Annotated in this window: 11 protein-coding genes; 2 read left to right on the top strand and 9 right to left on the bottom strand. The window is 43.8% G+C overall.

Annotated elements, in window-relative coordinates; all coding sequences use genetic code 11:
• Nucleotides 1–175: 175 nt before the first annotated feature.
• Nucleotides 176–2773 carry a VolA/Pla-1 family phospholipase gene (locus C6Y39_RS10895; protein WP_105931263.1) on the bottom strand — a complete coding sequence of 866 codons (2598 nt, stop codon included), beginning with the start codon at nucleotides 2771–2773 and terminating at the stop codon, nucleotides 176–178.
• A 319-nt stretch (nucleotides 2774–3092) separates the two neighbouring features.
• Here C6Y39_RS10895 and C6Y39_RS10890 point away from each other — a divergent pair, with 319 nt between their 5' ends.
• Nucleotides 3093–3836, top strand: coding sequence for a YciK family oxidoreductase (locus tag C6Y39_RS10890; protein ID WP_105931262.1), 744 nt, complete (start codon nucleotides 3093–3095; stop codon nucleotides 3834–3836).
• A gap of 229 nt (nucleotides 3837–4065) precedes the next feature.
• Here the strand turns inward: C6Y39_RS10890 and glnS are convergent, their stop codons facing one another.
• Nucleotides 4066–5733 carry a glutamine--tRNA ligase gene (gene glnS, locus C6Y39_RS10885; RefSeq protein ID WP_105931261.1) on the bottom strand — a complete coding sequence of 556 codons (1668 nt, stop codon included), beginning with the start codon at nucleotides 5731–5733 and terminating at the stop codon, nucleotides 4066–4068.
• A gap of 298 nt (nucleotides 5734–6031) precedes the next feature.
• On the opposite strand from glnS, the gene C6Y39_RS10880 reads away from it, so the two are divergent.
• Entirely contained in the window at nucleotides 6032–7054 is a 1023-nt protein-coding gene (locus C6Y39_RS10880) for a LacI family DNA-binding transcriptional regulator (RefSeq protein WP_105931260.1), read from the top strand.
• Nucleotides 7055–7319: 265 nt separating this feature from the next.
• Here the strand turns inward: C6Y39_RS10880 and C6Y39_RS10875 are convergent, their stop codons facing one another.
• The 7 genes from C6Y39_RS10875 to C6Y39_RS10845 form a co-directional block, all read right to left on the bottom strand.
• Nucleotides 7320–9020 (bottom strand): alpha-amylase family glycosyl hydrolase, encoded by a 1701-nt coding sequence (locus tag C6Y39_RS10875; RefSeq protein WP_105931259.1) that lies wholly within the window; start codon nucleotides 9018–9020, stop codon nucleotides 7320–7322.
• A 2-nt stretch (nucleotides 9021–9022) separates the two neighbouring features.
• The gene (locus C6Y39_RS10870) at nucleotides 9023–10504 is read right to left on the bottom strand and encodes an MFS transporter (RefSeq protein WP_105931258.1); all 1482 of its coding nucleotides are present in this window, start codon (nucleotides 10502–10504) and stop codon (nucleotides 9023–9025) included.
• Between the two features lie 37 nt (nucleotides 10505–10541).
• Nucleotides 10542–12476, bottom strand: a complete 1935-nt coding sequence (locus C6Y39_RS10865) for a glycoside hydrolase family 13 protein (RefSeq protein WP_105931257.1) — start codon at nucleotides 12474–12476, stop codon at nucleotides 10542–10544.
• 181 nt (nucleotides 12477–12657) lie between these two features.
• Nucleotides 12658–14601: an alpha-amylase family protein gene (locus C6Y39_RS10860; protein WP_240618869.1), complete on the bottom strand. Its 1944-nt coding sequence runs from the start codon at nucleotides 14599–14601 to the stop codon at nucleotides 12658–12660.
• 132 nt (nucleotides 14602–14733) lie between these two features.
• Entirely contained in the window at nucleotides 14734–15657 is a 924-nt protein-coding gene (locus C6Y39_RS10855) for a PEP-CTERM/exosortase system-associated acyltransferase (protein WP_240618868.1), read from the bottom strand.
• A gap of 78 nt (nucleotides 15658–15735) precedes the next feature.
• The gene (locus C6Y39_RS10850; RefSeq protein WP_105931255.1) at nucleotides 15736–16245 is read right to left on the bottom strand and encodes an RNA methyltransferase; all 510 of its coding nucleotides are present in this window, start codon (nucleotides 16243–16245) and stop codon (nucleotides 15736–15738) included.
• Between the two features lie 678 nt (nucleotides 16246–16923).
• On the bottom strand, nucleotides 16924–17784 hold the full coding sequence (locus C6Y39_RS10845) for a patatin-like phospholipase family protein (RefSeq protein WP_105931254.1): 861 nt from the start codon (nucleotides 17782–17784) through the stop codon (nucleotides 16924–16926).
• Nucleotides 17785–17796: the final 12 nt, after the last annotated feature.

Genomic DNA, 17796 nt, shown 5'->3' with positions numbered 1-17796 from the left:
AGAAGCGAGTATCAAGAATCATACTGATCTGACCTGAATTTCACACTACATTAACAACATGAAACATTCAAACAACATTATAATTTTTATAAAAAAAAGCCGGCTTCAAAAGCCGGCTTTTTCAACATTAAATGTAAGCAATTGTTACATTGTATTTTACAGAACTAATACCTTCTTAGTTTGCTATAACGCTCTCATCCGAAATTGGAAGCGCTAATGCATCAGAAGCAATATAGCCTGCCACTTCTTTTTGCATCTCGGTGGTAACTGCCGCGCTTGCTGTTGGGCTTAAGCTAGATGCATGTGCGCCGCTGTTGAACAGTACCAAACCGCTGATTGGGTCTGTACCCGGACCTTGAGTGGTTGTCACTTGTTCTAAACCAATGGTAGAAGCAAGTGGAAGTTGACCCGAAAGCGGGAGTGCGGTTGAAACTGGGATCACCTGGTCAGGTAAGTTCTCTGCGCTACCGTCACCCACTACCGTCATCATGTGAACTGGCGTAGTGCTACCCAACGTCTGTGCATAGTTTGTTGGGTCACCTGCATCCATAACTGTTTGTGCAGCAAAAGCAAACTCGGCAAACACCGCATTTACAGCCGCCGCTTGTTCTGGCGTCAAGTTATCTTCGAATATTGCAACAGCTGCGCGAAGCTGCTCTTCACTTACGTCAGTTGTTTCATACAGCTGATTAAGCAGTGCTACAAAGTCCTCAGATGCCTGGGACAACAATAAGCCTTTAATTAGTGGGCCAAAAGCAGCAGATTCAAGTAAGAATTGCGCCACGCCGCCTCCCGGAGATTCAAGAGAAGCTTGTCTCACAGCAAACATACCGTCAAGTGCCGCTAAGTCACCACCCATCGACGTGTTAGCAACTGCCGCGAAGTTGCCGCCGGTAATCGCACCAAGTGATACACCCATAATAGAAACACGAGACATATCAAACTTTACGTTCTGTGCAGCAGTGGTATCTACAACGGCGTTTAGACCTAAGCGCAGTCCAAGTAAATCCGACACGCTTTGACGTAAGTTATCGCGTGCAGTAGGCAGACTCGCTAGGTTCATATAGTGAGTAGCACTTACCGTGGTTGCATTTAGGTCGTCATTACCGTCGCCATCAAGATCAAAACCACGACTACCGTGTAATGGCTGGTCGATTGCCACAGACGCTATACCGGCCAAAGACAGTGTGCCCGTAATCGCAAGCATGTCTTCTTTCTGACTAGTAATGCCGTGAGCTAAAATAACCACAGGCCAACCTGCTTCAGGCATACTAATCGGGAAGCCTAATGCACCTGCAATTGCCGGATCAGGGATCGTTACCTGAACGTCTAGCGTTTCTGTACCCATGTTTCCACCGGTCGGCTGTGGATACGGATTAAATTTAGTAATGTTTCTTGCGTTATCAAGCATTTCGCCATTAATTCGAACGTCAGCAAGTCCTAGCGAAGAACACATAGCTGCATTTGGGCCAGGCTCAGCATTTGCAAGAAGTTCCTGCGGTGCGCCAGCTAGTACTATGCCGCTATCGCACGCTGCTTTCCAAAATTCATTTACCGGTGCTAATGGGTTTTCAGCACTTGGTACACCTAAGAAATAAGGCAGTGCGATGTTACCTTCATAACGCTGCGCAGCACAAAAAGGGCCCGCTTGCGCTAAAATACCTGTAGATACGCCAACTGCAAATTCATTTAGTGCACCCCACTGTGACGCAAGTTGACCAGAAGCCGTGCCGGCAAGACCTGCACATGTCTCTAACAGGCTAAAGTCAGTAGCGTCAATAGCAGCTTGAATATTATCAGGTAAGCCTTGCTTGCCCAATTCAACCGCGCCTGCAACAACCGTCTCGTTAACCAATCCGAGAGCTTCCATCGCATTTGGCGCTGCAGAAGCGTCGCTAACCGTAATCGCTGGTAGTGCTGTTGGTGCAGATGGGTCACCACCGGCAGCAAGTTGTGCAAATCGACTAATCATCACCTTTTTAATCGTATCAAGTGAGTTAGCTATTGACTGCGTTGTGAAGGCAGATACGTAAGTAATGTCTTCACGGTCATAACCTGCGCCAAGTACCGGATTAACTAATGAATTTACTAGGCCCTGCAATTGAAGCTGTGCATCGCTTGATAAAGGGTTGGAGTTAATGTCTTGTCTAACAGAGTCCCAGGTTGTTGAACCTTGCACAGACTTGCCAGAGGAATCTTTCAAATCAGTGGTCATGACAAGCATGTACCCTTGTGCAGATTTGAGCGGCTTTAATGGAACAAATGTAATAGTGTTGCTGTCCGCTAGACTAAGCACATAATCAACACCAAAGGTAAGCTGGTCACCAAGCTTACAACCCGCTGATGGCGTAGTAACCTGAGCACAGTCTGGATCGCTTTGGTCAAGACCAAGAGTAGCTTCAAACAACAATACGCCAGCTGCTAGTGTACTTTCATCAAGCGAGGTACCAGGCGGTGTTTCCACGTTAATAACGAATGGATGTTGCGTAGACCAACCGTCTAAAACGTTAAGTGCGTTTTGCGGGTCTGCAAAATCGGTAGGGTCAGCCACCGGAATGTTTAGTGTGTAATCGAAGAAACCGTCATCGCCCGGAAGCATAAGCAGGTCGTTAGGAATATTTAGGTTCCCTGCTGCTGGGTCAAAAACAATTCGTGAAAATGGGGTTTGAACTTCTGTTTCGGCCTGAATGTCGGAAAGGGTTTCATCGGAGCCACCACAGCCTGCTAGACCCAGCGCAAGGGCCACACTGGAACTTAATACGAGTTTTCTCATCTCTACTCCCTACAAGCATTGTTGTTATTCTGTGTTTAAAACCTAATTCTTTTAAAAGTAGCCTGCTGTGCGTTTTCTTTACAGGTGTAATTAATGGTTTTAAACATGTTAGACCAGTTGTATCTACCTCAATCTTATTGACTTTGTTGCAACTTTGCAAAGTTTTGTTAACTACTTTTGTTAACTTTTTTTACGTTTGAAGAAATTTTCATTCATTGATTTACTTGTGAGTCAGGCTGGGTATGATCTCTCTCCTATTTTTGAGATGGGTACATCCACCCTTATCACCGCGATAAAATTAACCTTTTCAAGGATTACAATGAACGACTATAACGCACCGGCTGATTTATTACGGGACAAAGTTATTCTAATTACAGGCGCTGGCGATGGAATAGGCGCACAAGCAGCTAAAACTTATGCTGCTCACGGCGCAATTTGTATATTATTGGGCCGCACCGTGTCTAAGCTTGAAGCTGTGTACGATGAAATTGTCGCTGCAGGCGGACAAGAGCCTGCCATTGTTCCACTTGATATAAAAGGTGCAACACCCTCGCATTACCAGCAAATGACACAAACTATCATTGACCAGTTTGGCCGACTAGACGGTGTACTTCACAATGCTGGGATTTTAGGTCATTTAAGTGCGTTTAAAGACATTGATGCACAGGAATGGCAAGACGTCATGCAGATAAACCTTAATGGTATGGTATATATGACACAGGCGCTTATACCTGCGTTAGAGAAAGCCGATAATGCTTCAGTGATTTTCACAACATCCAGCGTAGGCAGAAAAGGCCGCGCGTTTTGGGGCACCTACGCCGTATCAAAATTTGCAACAGAAGGCGTCATGCAAACCCTAGCAGATGAATATCAAAACAAATCGCTGCGCTTTAATTGTATTAACCCAGGTGGTACTCGTACTCATATGCGCGCGCAGGCTTTTCCAGCAGAAAACCCTGAAACACTCAAAACGCCAGCGGATATCATGCCTATGTACTTATACCTAATGGGTGATGAAAGCAAAAAGGTAAACGGTCAGTCCCTTGATTGCCAGCCAAAGTAAACAGCGAAATGGATTATCTTCAAGGTAGTTTAGCAGCACGAAATACGTTGAACTGTGAGAAGGCTGTTGGCTTTTCTATCTAGATATGATGGTAAGCGATTGAGTAAACACTGTTCACTTAACCAAAACAGAAATTAGTTTTTCGCCAAATAAAAAACCGCTTAAGCTTGCACTTAAGCGGTTTTTTTAACGTATGCGTAATCTTACACGCCTGACCTACTCGCCGGCTCTACTCGCCTATTTTTGCCCAAGTGTCTCTAAGGCCAACAGTACGGTTAAAAACAGGTTTATCCTCAGTACTGTCGTTGTCAACGCAGAAATAACCTGTGCGCTCAAATTGCCACGCACCTACTTCTGGAACATTATTCGCTAAGCCAGCTTCAACCCAACCTTGTTTAAGTTCAAGGGATTCTGGGTTAATCGCGTCAGTAAAGTTTTCTTCCGCAGCAGGGTTAGGTACGTTAAACAAGCGGTCATAAAGCCTAAACTCAGCCGCCTGCGCGGTTGCCGCATCCACCCAGTGAATAACGCCTTTCACTTTGCGTCCGTCAGCTGGGTCCTTACCTAACGTCTCAGGGTCGTATGTGCAGTAAACGGTTGTTACGTTACCCGCTTCATCCTTTTCAACTCGATTAGCTTTGACTACATATGCGTTACGAAGGCGTACTTCTTTGTCCAGCACTAAGCGTTTGAATTTCTTATTCGCTGACTCGCGAAAATCTTCCGCTTCGATGTATACTTCGCGGCTAAATCCAATGTTACGCGTACCCATACTCTCATCATTTGGATGATTAGGCGCAACCAGTGTTTCCGTCTTGCCTTCCTCATAGTTTTCGATAACCAACTTGATGGGGTCTAGAACGGCCATGGCACGAGGAGCATTAGTGTTTAAGTCGTCGCGAATACAGGCTTCTAACATGGACATTTCAACCATGTTATCCATTTTAGTTACACCAATCCGCTTACAAAACTCAACGATAGAGCCAGGTGTATAGCCACGGCGGCGCAAACCTGCAATGGTTGGCATACGCGGGTCATCCCAACCGTTCACATGATTCTCTTCTACTAACTGAATTAAGCGGCGTTTACTTAAAACCGTATACTCAAGGTTTAGTCGTGAAAACTCATACTGACGCGGCGTGCAGTCAATACTAATATTCTCAATAACCCAGTCATAGAGACGGCGGTTATCTTGGAACTCTAGCGTACACAACGAATGCGTAATGCCTTCAATGGCATCTGAAATACAGTGGGTAAAGTCATACATCGGGTACACGCACCATTTATCACCAGTTTGGTGATGGTGAGCGTGTTTAACGCGATAAATAACCGGGTCACGCATGCACATAAACGGCGATGACATGTCTATCTTTGCACGCAGACTGCACTCACCTTCTTTATATTCCCCTGCCGTCATTTTAGCAAACTCACGAAGGTTCGTTTCAACGTCTGTATCGCGATAAGGGCTGTTCTGACCAGGCTCTTTAAGCGTACCGCGCATTTCGCGCATCACGTCTTGCGCTGAAAAATCTACGTAAGCCAAACCTTTTTCTATAAGCTCAACGGCATATGCGTGCAGCTGGTCAAAATAATTTGATGAATAGCGCGCTTCGCCATCCCAGGTAAAGCCAAGCCACTGAACGTCTTCTTTTATGGAATTGACGAATGTGATGTCTTCTTTTGCAGGGTTAGTGTCGTCAAAGCGCAGGTTGCACGTGCCTGTATAGTCTTGTGCAATACCAAAATTCAAGCAAATCGACTTAGCATGGCCTATATGAAGAAAGCCATTTGGCTCGGGCGGAAACCGAGTTTTTATAGCATTGTGTAAGCCACTAGCCAGGTCTTTATCTATGATCTGACGGATAAAATTGGTCGGACGGTTTTCAGTCTCGGCCATTCGCTTGTTCCCCTTATGCACGTAATATTTCAAAATCTTTGCGAGTATAACACTCTCACAATTACTTCAACCATGTTTTCTTTAAAGAAGCCTGACAAGTGGTTGAATTAAGAACGATCCAACTGTCAACCACTGGTTTTATCTTTAAACCAAATAAACAAAGATATAGATAAAGACTCAGGGTTTATTAACTTTGCGTTGCAATTGTGCGTCTGTGACGCAAAAAACACGCCTTATTCGAAAAATGTGGTAACCTAAATCTGCGACAACATTGTCGTAGCAGCAAAAAATGGTGTTTATGAAAGAAAAAGCAACCTCTTTTGATATTGCCCATTTGGCAGGGGTTTCGCAGTCAACCGTATCGCGAGCATTAAATAATAGCCCGCTGGTAAACCAAGAAACTCGCGATCGCGTTCAGCGCATTGCCCGGGAACTCAATTACAAAGTGGACAAGAACGCGAGTAATTTGAGAAAACAAAAGAGCAGCACGATTGCCCTACTCTTATTTGAAGATCCCACGTCCGATGATTCGATGATCAATCCGTTTTTTTTAGCGATGCTAGGCAGCATCACACGGGCCTGCGCGCATGCCAATTACGATTTACTTGTCTCGTTCCAAAACTTAGATGACGATTGGCACGCCGAATATGAGGATTCGAATAAGGCGGATGGCATTATTTTGCTGGGATATGGCGACTACACTGATTATCAAAACAAAGTTGCTCAATTAGAATCACAAGGCACTCACTTTGTCCGTTGGGGAGCGCCCGATGAAGCACACCCAGGGATTAGTATTGGTTGCGATAATTACCAAGGCGGGCAAAGCATAACTGAACACCTTATAAAGTTAGGTAAACGTTCATTTGCTTTTATCGGCGATAATGGTGAGCACGCGCCTGAATTTAAAGCGCGATTTAACGGCTATTTTGACGCCCTCAAAAAGCACGGACTGAGTAGCACAAGCGTGCAAAGAGACGCTATATCCACTGAGGATGCAGGCTCTCAAGCCGTAAAGTCATTACTTGAAAGCGGTGAGTTACCCAATGCATTTGTTTGCGCATCGGATCTTATCGCCATGGGCGTATTAAGAGCGCTAAGACAAGCCAACGTGAATGTTCCTGATGACGTTGCAGTAGTTGGCTACGACAATATTGCTGTGTCTGCCTACACCACTCCATCGCTTACTACCGTTCAGCAAAATACTAAACTGGCTGGCGAGTTACTGGTGAATACCCTGTTAAAAGCAATCAACAATGAAGATGTTCAGGATTATTTGATGCCCGCGGATGTCATTATTCGCCAATCTTGTGGTAGCGAGTAAAAGCTTTATAAGCAGCAAATTTCATTATTCGCCAATCTTGTGGTAGCGAGTAAAAGCTTTATAAGCAGCAAATTTCATTTCAACGAAAAAGCCCCGAACACTAATATTCGGGGCTTTTTTTGAGGTTCAGATTTCAACTTAAGTGCGCGTAGCTATTACATTTCTTAGTTGGCTTGAAAGTATCACTTATACTCAGTGTTCAAAGCACACTTGTGTCAACGTCCAATATTTAACCAATTTCCGTCTTGCTGTATTAAGTATATGTCTATTGACGAGCCAACTGATACTTAATTTGTTCAAGTAAATCAGGGTTGTCCACTTCCCCTTGACGCACCCATACCTGTACACCGTTAGGCTTAACAGTAGTCTTTAACGAAGCGCTGCTTGCCACGGTCAGTGTCTGTCCAGTTAGTTGTTCTACCCATTTTCCAGACTGCATGAATTCACTAATATCGAAGGATTCCAGTGAATTACCTTTATTCAGTAATACTAGTGCTGTCTCTTGAGCATCTTCGTTATCTATTACACGATAAAATGCCGCTCGATGGCCGTTAAGTTCGATATTTACTTGAACACCGCGCTGCAGCGAAACTGTCTTTTTGCGAACATTAGCAATTTTTGTTAGCGCCTGTTGGATAGTATTATCTTTCGCTTGGTCGAGGCGCTCTTGACCCACATAGTTGCGATTGCCTGCATGTTCAGCGGTTCCGCGCATAAAGCCTATTTCAGACCCCATATAAACCACCGGAATACCGCGAACCGTAAACAACCAATTATGGGCATTGATAAAGCCTTCATCAGTAGCATTCATTCGCGCCATATCGTGGTTATCATAGAAGGTGGTGAGTTCATAAACATTGTGATAAGGGCCGTGAGTAAGGTGAAGTACCTTCTCTAGGTCAGCAAAATTACTCTCTAGTGGCTTTTCAAAAACACGTACCATGGCTTTTTGCATCGGAAAGTCGAGAACGCTGACACCGCCATTTTTGGGTAAGGTATGCTGCGCAATATTATTGGCTTCGTAATCGAATGCCTCCCCAAACATAAAGAAATTAGGGTACTGCTCACGAATACGGTCAGATGCCTCTCGCCAAAACGTATGAGGAACATGCCTGATAGTGTCTATTCTAAACGCATCTGCACCTTGAGAAATCCAATACAGATAACTGTTTATGAGATAGTCGCGTACCGCCGGGTTCTCATCATCTAAATTAGAAAGTTTTACTAAATCTGGATAGTTATGAAAAAAGCTATGTAGCGGATTGTTTTTAGGGTCTAAATCTTCAGGTGCAAGATTTTGATGGTCAGCAACTAAGTTTCCATCCTTATCATAAATTTCACCATAGCCCGGTAAGTCTTTTTCCATGGTGAAGCTTGGCGTGCCGTGGTTCGCTATAATATCAAATACCGACTTAAGACCATGCTCACGCATTTTCGCGGTATAGTCACTTACACTTAAATTGTCGCTAACTAAGTGCTCGTCAGCTTTATAAAAGTTTGTTGCCCAGTAGCCGTGATATCCGGTTTTACCGCCGTCTTTAAATGCACCACCGTAAGTAATCGGCTCATCGCCGTTAAACGCATAGTCTGGATTATCGTGTACTGGCGTCATCCATACTGCGGTGAATCCCATGTCTTTTATATAGTCGGCGTTATTCAAAATACCCTGTAAATCTCCGCCCATATAGCCAACATAGGCTTTTTTGCCATCAGGGCCCTCAAGCGGCAATTGCCACGTAGGGTGTTCCCCCCCCTGACTTTCATGGTTATTGTTAGGGTCACCGTCAACAAATCTATCGGTAACTACAAAATAAACCGCTTCACTCGCGAACGGGTTACTCGTACCCACAACGTCGAAATTGTCGGCATTTTCAGTACTGCCAATTTTGGGGGCCGATGTGCTAGTGCATGCCGTACAAAATATTCCGGCAATAGCTAAGGCAACTGCAGTGCGATTAAGGGTCATAATTAAGCTCCTTGTGCTGCTTCGAGTTCTTGTTTGTCAGCTTCCTTTACAAAGAATACTGACGCAGCGCCAATCAACATGGAAACGCCCGCAACAACGATGATGTATTTAGCATCGTTATCAAATACGCTGCTTAGAATCCAGCCCGCTGTCAAACCCGACACAATTTGTGGCGCAGCAACGGTAAAATTAAAAATTCCCATATACACACCGGTTTTATTAGCAGGCAATGCACCCGCTAACATGGCGTAAGGCATAGCGAGGATCGCTGCCCACGCAATACCCACACCTATCATAGGAATAAGTAATTTTACCGCGCCTAAAGGCACTGTAACTTCAGTGATTAATAAGTTTACGTTCACCATTGTCAGGTCTTGGAATAGTAAGAAGCTTACATAGCTAAGGCCGCCTAGGGCTAATGAACTGGCATACACCGTTTTGCGACCGAACTTATCAGCTAATTTGGCAAGAAATATAGAGAAGATGGCCGCAAACACTGAATATGCGGCGAACAAGATCCCAACCCAGTCGCCAGCAGCACCTTTGGCCATAATTATGGCTTCAGGAACCATAGGGGCAGCAGCAATATAAGCTGGATCAAACCACTGCTTATCTACATTCCAAATATGCTGTGTAATGGCAGGCGTGGTGTAAACCCACATAATGAAAAGTGCAAACCAAGAGAAAAACTGCACAACTGCAAGCTGCTTCATGGTTTTTGGCATATCCTTCACCAGGCGGAAAAATTCGCTTAAACGCTGACCTAACGGGGCCTTTGGCATTTTTTTGTGCACTGGCTCCTCATCGGTGAGCCCTTTGTAACGATTGTATTCCTCTGGTGCGTACTCTTTTGTTCGAACTACCGTCCAAATTACCGTACCAAGCAGCACAGTGGCACCGATATAAAATGCCCACACTACAGAAGGCGCAACCTCGCCCATTTGCGCAGTATTTTCTAAACCAACTACATTGGTTAGCACAAAAGGCAGTATAGAGCCTATCACCGCACCAATGTTGATAAGTAGCGACTGAATTGAATACCCAACGTTGCGTTGTGAAGGCGGAACCATGTCCGATACCAACGAACGAAACGGTTGAAAGCAAACGTTAAACGATGCATCCATAAGTGCAACCATCAATGCTCCCATCAGCATAGGCGCTAAAAATGCGACAAAAATGGGGGCGTTCGGTAGCAAGATCATACCGAGTACGGCTGCAATAGCGCCGGCTAAGATAAACGGTCGGCGTCGACCGAGGCGATTCCATGTTCTATCGGATGCCGACCCTACAATAGGTTGTACTATCAACCCCATAATTGGCGCTACAAGCCAAAATAAAGAGAGAGAATGAAGGTCTGCTCCCAAATCGGACAAGATACGACTAACGTTTGCATTTTGCAGTGCAAACCCAAATTGAACACCCAGAAAGCCAAAGCTGACGTTCCATATTTGCCAAAAAGAAAGGCGTGGTTGAGTTGTTTGCATATGTTGCTCTTTTTATAGTTTTATTTGGTTAATACGGCTATTGCACAATGAAAACATTCGCCGACATTGCCGGAAGGCTTATGGTATCAGACGCTTTGAAGATTTCACCGTCACTTACACGTCTTAATGAAGCATTGGCACCGAACATCTTTGCGTATTTTGTTAGTTTTAAATCTACAGGCTCCTTATTAAGTACAACCATAAGCTTTTTGGCTGAAGAGTCGGCTGGAGATTCGGCTAGAGAATCAGTTGATTCACTCGCTACGCGAAAATAAGTGTAAACACCGTCAACAGGCGCATAGTGTTTCAACTCGCCTTTAAATAATTCAGGATGAGATTGACGAAGTCCTAATAGGGCTTTAATACGGTCTTGTGCCCAACGTTCGTCATCCGAAAGCCCTTTACCAGTAAAGGCATTCTTTGCACTGTCTGATGGCCACCCGCCCGGGAAATCAGAACGAATGATGCCGTGATCGTCGCTTCCCTCGTTACCCATTAAAATTTCGGTTCCATAGAATACTTGCGGAATACCGCGGGTGGTGAGTAAGAGCGTCATTGCCATATTCCACTTTTCTTTATCATGCCCAAGCTGAGTATAGATCCTGCTCATATCATGGTTGTCTGGAAAAATAACAAGATTATTTGGGTCGCCGTATAAGAAATCGCTCGCTAACGTTTCGTACACGCTTATAAAACCAGAATTCCAGCTTTCATCGTTATTCAGTGCCTCGACCACTGCTGCCTGTAAAGGAAAATCCATAACAGACGGCAGCGCACTGTCATAGTTGTCGTGGCGCTGACTTCCCGCTTGCCAATAGGCTGTAATGGCCGGGTTTACTGACCACTCTTCTCCCACAATATTGAATTTCGGATACTCGTCCATGATTCGATTAGTCCACTGACTTAAAAATGCCTTATCAGGGTACGAATAAGTATCTACACGAATACCGCTAAGATTTGCCGTTTCCACCCACCAAATGGCATTTTGGATAAGGTAGTTAGCCAGGTGCTGATTGCGCTGGTTCAAATCGGGCATGGTGGGCACAAACCAACCGTCACTAAAGCCCTTTACATCGCTTTCTATAGCATGAGGGTCGTGAAGAGACTCCCTTTTATGTGTAGTGCCTACGAACTTACCATGGTTGTTAATCCAATCAGATGAGGGCATATCCTCCATCCAAGCATGATTGCTTCCAATATGATTGAGCACCATGTCCATGATCACGCCAATCCCATGCTCGTCGGCTTTCTGACTAAACGCGATAAATTCTTGATTAGAGCCGAAGCGTGGGTCGATATTATAGTAATCTGTTGTCGAATAACCATGATAACTGTATTTCTCCATGGCATTTTCAAGCATTGGCATTGTCCATATCTGAGTAAAACCCATCTCTTTTATATAGTCGAGGTTTTCTGCGATGCCTTTAATATCACCACCATGACGGCCTCCTTTGAACGATCTGTCAGCCTTGTCTTTATAACCATCTACGTTGTCATTGTTTAGGTTACCATTGGCAAAGCGGTCTGGCGTAATTAAGTAAATGGCGTCTTCTGGGCCAAAACCTTTTCTTTCAGCGGACCCATCTTTACGCATTTTCAACGAGTAACGAATATCTCGTTTGCTACCGTCATCATCGGTTAACGTCAGTACAAGCTCTTGCGCTTTTGCAGCTGAAGTATCTAATGTAACGAACAGGTAATTATTGCTATCAAGTGCCGTTGACTTTGTTATTCTGACACTACCTTTGGCAACAGAAACCTTGTCGTCGGCTACATCCTCTCCTGCAATCATCAGCTCTACCTCAGGCCGCTGCATACCTACCCACCAGTTAGGCGGATAGACGTTAATATCTTCCTGCTGTGATGCAAAAACAGAGACTGTGTGAAGTGACAAAGCACAGCCTAGAAACAGTAAAAGAGGGTTCTTACGCTTAAGGTGGATAGCATTGCTTACGCGGTTAGTTTTAAACACATTAACACCGATGTTAAAAATACGTTAAAGATAAAGTAATGACGAGATACTACCTTGCTAGCGCTGACTGACCAATGGTCTGCATACGTATTCACGAGACTCCATAGAAAAATATAGGGTGCCTCGCGTATACAAAGTCTAAGCAAGTCGTTAATTACTGTGTCAGTAAATAAAGGAAAATTTAGAAGGCAAAAGCCTTGGTTTCTAATCCATCTAGTGACAATGTTGTTTGATAGTTAACGCCATCTTTTTCTAAGTTTATAGCGTCATGGGAAAGTAAGGCTTTAACCTCAATACTTTCATCTCTACCATCAACTAAATCTGAGGGAACGATGAGGTTGATTAAACCGGTAGGATTTTCATCGAAATTAGAGATTACCAGCAAACCATGCTCATCTTTAACTCGTGCGAAAGCAAACTGCTTTTCAGTATACTTTGAGTTGCTTACGCCTAAATTCAGCGCATGAAGGCTCTGATATTTACCTGTAATTGCAGGATGAGTGGCAGCAATAGTCATCACGTCTTTGTAGAAGTTGTGCAATTCTTTTTCACTTTCGGTCGACTTCCCGCCATCAAATTTGCCACCGTTCATAAAACGCTGATGGGCAGGAACACCCACGTAATCAAAAATTGATGTGCGTGTTGGGTCGCCAAACCCTGTTTCTTCGCTACCGTCTTCGCCCACGTCCTGACCAAAATAAAGAAGTGTAGGTGAACTACTAATAAGCGCACTCACCGCAAGCGCTGGCTTGCCTTTTTCAGCACTTCCAGCAAAGTCAGGGCTAGCAATACGTTGTTCGTCGTGGTTTTCCAAAAAGTGCAGCATATGTGGCGCAATATCACTGATTTCCTTATGAACAGCTACCAGTTCACTGACTTCGCCCTTGCCCTGCATGATAGCTTTCAATGTATCGTAGAAGCCTACTTTATCGTAAAGGTAGTCCATTTTTCCTTTTTGGATATAAGCGCGATATTTATCTGGCTGGTAAACTTCTGCCAGCAAAAACGCATCAGGCGCCCTCTGCTTAATGCTGCTATTTAGGAAAGACCAAAACTCTACCGGAACCATTTCCGCCATATCGTAACGGAAGCCGTCAACCCCTTTATCAATCCAATAATGAGCGATATCTCTGAATTTGTACCACGAGTCTGGGAGATCTTTACCGTCCCAAAACGCTGCGTGCTCTTCGTACGTTTTTTCGCTGTATTCATCAGGCAAAATCGGGAAATCATAAGTTCCGTCTGGCTTAACACCATAATTTACCTTTACTGTTTCATACCAGTCATTTATATCTGGCTGGGCCGCACGAGCGCCATTGCCCGTCCACTTAGCTGGATACTCATCGAACTTACCATCAGATAATGGATGAACTTCACCGCCCAAAGGTTGGTAACCTTCAGCTTTGGGCACCTGAAAAGCCTCACCCACCACATAGTAGAAGTTATTGTCTCGGGCATATTCCACATTAGTGTCATCGTTAGCGCCAAAATCGCTCACACCTTCTGGCGCTGAAAGCGAATGGTAATCACGGGCAACATGGTTAGGCACAATGTCTATGATCACTTTCATTCCCGCAGCGTGCGTTCTTTCAATTAACGCTTCAAACTCTTCTAATCGCTTTTCGGGATTATCGGCAAGATCTGGATTTACGTTGTAATAATCTTTAACTGCATAGGGAGAGCCAGCGCGGCCTTTTACAACATCAGGGTCATCATTTGATATGCCGTACTTTGTGTAGTCGTTAATAACTGCATGGTGTGGCACACCGGTATACCAAATATGGCTTGTGCCCAAGGACTTTATGGCGTTGAGTGCTTGTGGCGTGAAATCACTAAATTTGCCTACGCCATTTTTTTCAATCGTGCCCCAAGGTTCGTTATTTGAATTTGTATTTCCAAATAATCGTGTAAAAACTTGGTAAACAACGGGCTTACCTTGCCTGTCAATGTTATCTGTAACCGGTGACATATCACGACTTTGACTTGATGTTGAAGGCTGATTCTGTGTGCCCTCAACCTTCTGACTACCTACAGAAGATGACGGCCCAGAACACGCAACTAAACCTAATGAAAGCATAGCAACGGACAAAGGCTTAAGACAAAAACCCAACTTTGTATTTGGCATAGTATTCACTGTAAAAAATAAGCAATGCCAACAGGATACGCGTTAAATGTATGTTAAAAAACATGCATACGTATTCAAACATAAAAAAGCCGCCTGTAAGGGCGGCTCGTTTGAACTAACGTCAACTGCGCACTAGGCAGCTTGCGCTATACGCAAAGGTTTTTGCGTATGTTGTACTGAGTGAACAATTGGCGTTGAAACCTCACTGATAGCTTGGAGCTTAGCATGAAGCCCTTTATGTATGGCTTCGTAAAAACCTTGCAGAGGTTTAGCTAATTCAGTTATCAGGACAGAAGGTGCCACTCTGTATGGAACACGTTTGCCCTTGAAATCTACGGCATCCCCTACTGGATTAAAGTTAATCCCGAACGCTTTCATCCTTCTGGCAAGTTTCGGCTCCATAAGCACGTAAGCATGCTTAACATCAAGGTGTTGGCAAACACTCGTTGCCATTAAGTAAAGTGCGATGGAAAGGTAAGGAAAATGCTCTACGTTAAAGGGCGTGCTTTTTTTCTTTTTAATCTTTTCTAGCTTTTCAGCAGGCAAAATTTTTGTACGCATTTGACGCACTCTGAACTCTCGTGGGATAGCTAGCCTTGATATCTCACATACCGTCTGAGGGTCGAGATTAGAGGGTAACAACGCTCCGTTTTCAAACGCTTCAGCACATTTCTCTTCAAGAGGAAGTGAAAGCCCAGCCTCTGTAGGTAAAACTAATCTAATCGTCCCCGCACACTCTCCTGTAGGCCTGTGCTTTATATAACAATTAATGGCACGATCATCGTACTTATCTTTTTCTAACGCCGTCGCATTTTGTTTCTCAAACTTCATTTCTTCACAATACACTTTATGACGGGTTTTATAACTTACCTGCTTTTCATTCTCTTCGTTAGCGATCACGAGTTCATAACGGCTAAAGAAGAAATTGGAAATGCTTTCTTCAAGTGAAAGTGGACGAGTTAATAGTCTCGTAAACTGCCGTGGCAGTTGTCTCAGTTTATCTGACACGGTGCTATTTAAAGCACGAACCGTGTTCATTGCTCTTGTTTTCAACACAAAGCTCCCCTGATATTGGATATTATTATTAGGCCTGTGGGTAACTTCCTGGTCGCAACGACAGCCTTTGGTTAACGTCTATCTAATTTTGGTTTTATTGTTAGTATCTCTACTCTGTCTGATAAGCGCATCCCCGCTTATATATTCAGACTTTGCTAATCGGTCATAAAGCAAGACATTGGCTGTTGCCGCCAAGTTCATACAGGAATAAGTTGGCACATATACAACATGGTCACACCATGACAGCACGTCTTCGCCAATACTTCCGTCTTCAGGACCGAGCAAGTAAAATGCATTTTCTGGGTGATTGAACGAAGGTAAAGGTGTTGCGCCTTCGACTAATTCAACCGCTACCACTGACGCGCCTTCAGGTACTACATCACGCAAGCAATCTACGCCGACAGTAGGAATAACCTTATGGAACGCTTTTGTGTCCGCATTGAAGTCTTTCGCAAAACGATAACGCTCACCAGTGTAAAAAACACTGGCGACACCATAGCACCCCGCCGCGCGCAATATCGAAGCTACATTTACCGGATTTTTCGGGTTTACAAGCCCGATTGAAATTTTTTGTTTTGCTATATTCACGTTTTATTTTTATTTGTTTTTTCTATTTTCGGATACTGACACGAACGACAAGTAGCTGCTATATGCGAAAGCAAAAAATAGCCTTAAGTATTAATTAATATACATTTCAATGTGAGACTTTTCGTTGTCGACTATTTTTTATTCAATCAAAACATCTTGTTTTGCATTCAAAAAGCCGCAAATTTTAGCAAAATAGAGCCGATTTCACTTTTATCTTTTTTAGTATAGGTGAAATCTTATTTACCGTTTCTGATATGCGCTTTAGCTTTTTGTGTATTATGTTTTATAACTATCGACAAATAAATAGTAGCAATTTGCGCACCATAACCGTGAAAATATTGCACATTACCTGCAAAGTTTACAGATGCATCATAGACAAAAGTGAAAGTTATGATATTTCAGCGAGTTAAGAACGGAGAATAGGAATGATACTGCTCATAGATTGAAAATTATCAATACACTTAACGTTTATTAACTTTTTTATAGTTATTAATTCTTAAAACGAAGGGGAAGATGGAGAGTCGTAAGAAATTAAAGTGTTGCCTATTTGTAACACAGTAAATTACTGTAATCGCTGTATTTTCTAAATCACAGTCAGAACTGTCTCTTTTATTTCTAAATATAGGCGCAGATGTTGCGAAAAGCATACACACGCGCATATGCATTTAGTAAATACCGTTATGCAAATTTACGGGTGTTGGCGTCAATTGTATTTTTAACGGCTTTAAGATAGCGTCTAGCCATTCGCCTTCCTTGACCATAACCTCTTAGTAGCTTTTTCTTATCCATTGTTAAGCGCTTTACACAGAACGCTTCATCGGGTGCAATCACCCGAACCGTACAATCTTCAGGTGGATTATTCAGAAAATCGAGGGTTTCGTTATAAATGGCGGCTCGCTGAAGCATCTTGTCTAGTATGGCAGGCTGGTCTCCATACATTTTCTGCATTAACCAAACGGACTTTACTTCGGGTTTGGTGAAGCCTAGAGGCTGAGAAAGGATCACAGTAATATCCCTCGCCCCCATCTTGTATGCTTGAATTGCGGGGATCGCATCAGCCACACCACCATCTAAATAGCGAACGCCATTTATTGAAATTTCGTCTCTGTATGCGGTAGGTAGTGCACAAGAGGCCACCATAAGATCATCTACGTTATCTTTGGTAGCTTGAATATATTCGCACTCGCCTGTCTCAGCATTCGTTATTCCCACATAAAGCGGCATACTGCTCTTTTCACCGGGAGCGGGAATATTCATTGATTGCTTTGAATGGTGCCACAACCAATGGACATCTGTCATATGGCCGCCTTTGATGAAACGAAGCGGACTAAAGAATTCACGTTTTGTTGCGTATTGAGTGATGATTGTCTTGCTTAGCCCATGCATTTTCGAAACATAGGTAGAAAGATTAGTCGCTCCTGCTGAGACCCCGAGTGTAAAATCGAAAGGGTGATAATCATGCTCCATGAACTTATCGAGCACCCCAGCAGCAAAAATTCCCCGCATCGCGCCACCTTCTACTACTAATGCCTTTTTCATGTTTTCATCTCC

The sequence above is a fragment of the Alteromonas gracilis genome (assembly GCF_002993325.1).
GTDB lineage: Bacteria > Pseudomonadota > Gammaproteobacteria > Enterobacterales > Alteromonadaceae > Alteromonas > Alteromonas gracilis.
Note: the sequence above shows the minus strand (reverse complement) of the source record. Positions and strands in the feature narration are given on the sequence as shown.